This is a genomic window from Flintibacter muris (genome assembly GCF_943192995.1).
In the GTDB taxonomy this organism is placed as follows: domain Bacteria; phylum Bacillota; class Clostridia; order Oscillospirales; family Oscillospiraceae; genus Lawsonibacter; species Lawsonibacter muris.
In genome coordinates this window covers 1-4,680 of the sequence record NZ_CALPCP010000089.1, presented here as the reverse complement: position 1 = coordinate 4,680, position 4,680 = coordinate 1, and the positions used below count along the sequence as shown (strand labels likewise).

The following is a 4,680-nucleotide window of genomic DNA, read 5'->3' as shown; positions in this document are numbered from 1 at the left end:
GATGCGCAGCTGTTGAAAATCGCCGTTATCCCATGATCCAAGCAATTCCCCAGCGGTATCCGGGCTCTCAAATCGCAGGGCATTCGAATCTCGTCCGCTGTATGACAAATAGTTAATATTTCCATACCAAACGATACTGTGATCAATTACAGCGTAACGATGCCGGAGATTATTTTTTGTATCTACGGTAATCTTACGGCTTGCTAACAAGGCGATAGATTGTGCAATGGCGGCGCGCTGTTCCGGCAAATAATTTTCAGGCGGCCTTGTGTGGATTGTCACGGCAACACCGGCGGCAATCGCTTTCTCCAATGCGGGTAGTACGGCCTGTGTCCGGACTTTTTTCAAAAAAGGGCTGACAATCAGGATGTCTTTTGCGGCATCGCTCAAATCAGACACAAATGGGGCAAAATAATCTTGAGCGTTATAAATACGGCTTGAAACCGGATCATGTTCCGATGCTTTTATGCAGTACCCAAGTTCTGAATATCCTTTCAAACGCTTATGGTACATTCGCTCTAACGATGGGATGTGGATATCGACATAATCGTAGACACGGACTTCCTGTTTGCCCTCATAATTTCGGTGCAGACGGCCAACATATTGGGCAAGCGTACCTTTCCAGGAGATGGGCATTGCCAGCAGGATCGTATCCAGACGAGGTTCATCAAACCCTTCGCCTATATACTTTCCGGTAGCGACCACCACAAGGGATTCATTTGCTGGAACTGCTCGCAAGGAAGCCAGTTTTTCACGTTTCTCTTTCTGCTTTCAGCTGCCCAGAAGCAAAAATACATGATCCGCTTTGCCCCGAAGGGCCTCCTCCAAACGAATTGCGTGCTCCTTTCGTTCAGTCAGCAGCAGCGGTGTTCTTCCCTCCGCAACTACTTGGATTGTGTCAGAAATCAGGAAGTGATTTCTTGCCTCATTCTTCGCAATACCAGAATAGATATCTTGGATCGTTCGGGCGTCAGGCAGCCGTGTTCTGGTAAAGCGCGGAATTGCGTAATGAGAGAAGCTCCGCTTTTCTGCCTGGTTTTTTGCATCGACTGAGTAACGTACAGGACCGCATTGCATAAAAATAACTGGCTGATGGCCGTCTGGGCGAACAGGTGTGGCGGACAGGCCATAGATATATCGAGCTTTCACTTCCCGCATGATTTTTTCAAAGGTAAAGGCTGCTAAATGGTGACACTCATCGCACAAGACCATCCCATATTCCGAAACAAAAGGCTTTACGTCTTTTTCTTCACCCTCAAAAAGGGATTGCATAATGGCAATATCAATGATACCACCCCGCGTGTTTTTCCCCGCACCGATTTGACCAATCTGCTCGATTCGTTTCTTTCGGCCACGCCGCTTGGGTTGCTCCGGCAAGGGTTCCTGAACATCAAGAAAATTTTCCAGCGATGCTTTCCACTGTTCCAGAAGTGCGCTGGAGTGGACCAGGATCAGGGTGTTAACTTTGCGCTGCCCAATCAAATACGCGCCTACCACTGTTTTACCAAAAGCTGTAGTCGCGGACAGGACACCAATGTCATGGGACAAAAGAGCCTTAGCTGCCGGTATTTGTTCCTGGCGGAGTTCCCCACGAAAAGCAACGCTGATCTGCTGTCCAGGTTGACGCTGATCCGCTAAAATGTATGGAGTATCATATGTGTCAAGCAGATCCTTCAACGGCTCAAAGCACCCCCTGGGGATTCCCATAAAATCCGGATCTTCGTAGCTGCAATCAAGCACGCGGGGTATATTGTAGACGGGCAAGCGCATGGCTTGCTTTTTATAGAATTCAGGATTCCGAAATGCGGCCAAGCGTTTGACTGTATTTAACGCCTTTTGTGAAAAGCCATATTTATCAACATACAAGAGATTTGAAATCATGAGCCGGGCTTGTATCGGAAAATCTTCGCGATGCAGTTCCGGCGTTTTCCGCCTTAATGGCCACGGTTTTGGCTCTACAGATTCCAGCAATACTCCTGTTTCTCCGTTGCCGCACAGCTTTCCCACCATGTCCGCCAATTTTTCCGGCGTGATTTTAGGCAGGGCAGAGAAATGACCACTGATCTTCATATGGCATAAACTGTTCGTCGACAAATAACGTATTGCCTTTTTGCCGAGCTTGGCCTTGAAAAGGCAAGGCAATCAGATTTCCAAACCCGCCTTTTGGGACAGTGTCCTGAGAAGGGAACAACCGATCGTAGGATTTGAACTGCAGTTCGTGCCGGCGGGCCATTGCCTGCGTCAACAGCCCGCTCCCCAATCGACGGGCATCCGCAGCGGAAACAGGCTCAGAAAAGAAAAACCAAATGTGTGCTCCATTCCCTGAGCGGGAGCGTTCTACGGCGGGTGTAATGTTAAAGGCAAGGCAGGTTTCGCGGAAAGCAGAAGTGTCTTCCCTCCACGATTCTTCATCAAAGTCTACCGCCAAAAGCCAGGTTCGATCATCCTCCAGCATGGGGTAGATCCCCACAACATCCCGACAGAATTCGTCCTGTCCCATCATATGTGCCCAAATAATCTTTGCAGTTAAGGGCATGAAAGCCCTGTTGGGGCACTCGGGGCATTTTTGCGCCCTTTTATTGCAAAGTTCCGGCTTCCACTCGTTTTGACAAGCTGGGACATAGCCGCTTTTACCTGTCTTTAAGTTGTAGTAGCGTTTTGCATAGAGGTTTTCCCGTCCCCGGAACAAAGAGAGAAAGAATGTGATCTTTTCCTGCGCGGTACTACCGGTGTTAATGGGGGCGACCGGTTCTGAAGCTGCTGCCTCGGTGTGACTGAGCCAAAAATCCACTGGGCAGATAAACTTTTTTCCATCAGGATTTGCACACAGGACAAACTGCGAAGAATCCTCCACCGAAGAGAACATTTCGATGAAGCGGTATTCATATCCCGCTATCACTGCTATATGTTTCATAGATATGCCCCCTCGTGTAAGATGATGCACTATCATTTAGTGGAAAATTTTAATGTATTGTGCGGATTTCCCTTATAAAACTATATCACATATTCCTGAAATTGTATAGTATTTACTTGCGCTGGCCGCTGCTGACCGTGTATTCCTGTCAACTTGCCCCAAAGCTTACTTTTAGCCGCTCCTTTTCTGCGGCAATCTCTGCTTTCATCTGGAGGATCATCTCCGCCAGCAGCTGTTCACAGTCCTCTCTGGTTTTAGCGTAGACGTTGCGGGGATGCTTTTTGCCGTCCGGCCAGACGGGGGAATACCGTCCCTCCCACAGATAGTCGTTGATTTGAGTGACGCACCCAGTGCCTGGTTTGCGGCGTTTCCCCTTGTAAGGCTGGAAGGCGCTGGGGGTGAGTTTCCTGGCCGTGGTTTTCGCCTCCTGTGTGGACTCGATCTTGCTGATTCCCCGGTCGATTTTGCGTGCTGCCGTTTGTCGCATCTCATCGGTGACGTGGGCGTAGATGTTCAGAGTGGTGCTGCTGGACACGTGACCGATCACCGTGGAGAGGGTCTTGATGTCCATTCCGTGTTCCAGGGACATGGTGGCAAACAGGTGACGGAGGTCATGGAAACGGATATGCTTGCACCCGGCCCTTTCCAGAATCGTGGTCAGGCGCTTGCGGACAGAGGCGGGGTCCAAGGGCAGGTCATCTTTTCTGGGCGAGGGGAACATCCAGCAGGAGTGTACCTGCTGGCGGTATTCCTTTATGACACCCAGGAGCGGAGCGGGAAGGATGATCGTCCGGTTGGCGGCTTTGGTTTTAGGCTGGGAGATGATTAACTCTCCCTTGGCCCGATGGACCTGCCGCTCCACCCTCAATGTCCCGGTCTTGAAATTGAGGTCATCCCACTGGAGGGCCAGAAGTTCGCCTCGACGCAGGCCGGTGGCAATCTCCAGCAGGAGCAGTTCATAGCAGCTATCCTCTCTGGCTTGAATCAGCAAACGCTGGACCTCCTCTGGAGTGAGCACTTGCATTTCCCTGGGCTTGGCGGGAGGAAGCCGGCATCCATCGGCAGGGTTGCAGGCGATCAGTTTCTTGGAGACAGCCATCTCCAGCGCCGAGCGGAGTGTGGTGTGACAGCCCCGCACCGTCTGGTCGGAGAGGCCGCTGCCATAGTGACCAACATTCTTGATTCGTCCGTTTTGCTTGAGGTCGGTGTAGAACTGCTGGAGGTCATTTTGCGTGAGCTTGTCCAGCGGGGTGTCTCCCAGCGCGGGAATGATGTAGTTGTAGATTCGTTGTTCATAGGACATCTGGGTGTTGGGCCGAAGGTTTGACTTCTTGCAGGACTGGTACCAATGATCCAGCCACTGACCCAGGGTCATACCTGGTTTGGCGGCGGGTTCCGGTTTCCCGATGCTGGCGCTCAACTCTTTCAGCTTTTGAACACATTCGGATTTTGTCTTTGCCAGGACATTTTTCGTTTTTGGCAGGCCCTTATCATCGTAGCCAGTAACGGCCCGGCCCTCCCAGCGGCCATCCTTTCTCAGGCGGACACTGCCGCTGCCCCGTTTTCTGCGTTTTGCCACGGTTTCAACTCCTCTCCAAGCAGTTCTGTCAGGAAATCGCCCACTACCTCTGAGGCACGCTTCTGCATATCTCCGGTGACGTGGGTGTAGGTGTCCAGAATAAACGACGCCCGGCTGTGACCCAGGATGCCGGAGAGCGTCTTGGCGTCCACGCCGCTGGACAGTGCGTGGGTCGAGAATGTGTGCC

The 4,680-nt window shown here is 51.4% G+C and carries 3 protein-coding genes and 2 pseudogenes; all 5 read right to left on the bottom strand.

Annotated features, from left to right (window positions below):
* Positions 1-708 (bottom strand): annotated as a pseudogene (locus NFS22_RS23125) (TOTE conflict system archaeo-eukaryotic primase domain-containing protein); the annotation flags it as partial.
* 63 nt (positions 709-771) lie between these two features.
* Positions 772-2,070 carry a DEAD/DEAH box helicase family protein gene (locus NFS22_RS23120; RefSeq protein ID WP_251319979.1) on the bottom strand — a complete coding sequence of 433 codons (1,299 nt, stop codon included), beginning with the start codon at positions 2,068-2,070 and terminating at the stop codon, positions 772-774.
* Positions 2,036-2,914 (bottom strand): TOTE conflict system archaeo-eukaryotic primase domain-containing protein, encoded by an 879-nt coding sequence (locus NFS22_RS23115; protein ID WP_251319978.1) that lies wholly within the window; start codon positions 2,912-2,914, stop codon positions 2,036-2,038. Before NFS22_RS23115 ends, NFS22_RS23120 begins: the two co-directional genes overlap by 35 nt.
* 148 nt (positions 2,915-3,062) lie before the next feature.
* Complete coding sequence (locus NFS22_RS23110; RefSeq protein ID WP_251319977.1) at positions 3,063-4,493, bottom strand: tyrosine-type recombinase/integrase; 1,431 nt, start codon at positions 4,491-4,493, stop codon at positions 3,063-3,065.
* Positions 4,451-4,680, bottom strand: a pseudogene (locus NFS22_RS23105) (tyrosine-type recombinase/integrase); the annotation flags it as partial. The pseudogene NFS22_RS23105 and the gene NFS22_RS23110, both read right to left, overlap by 43 nt.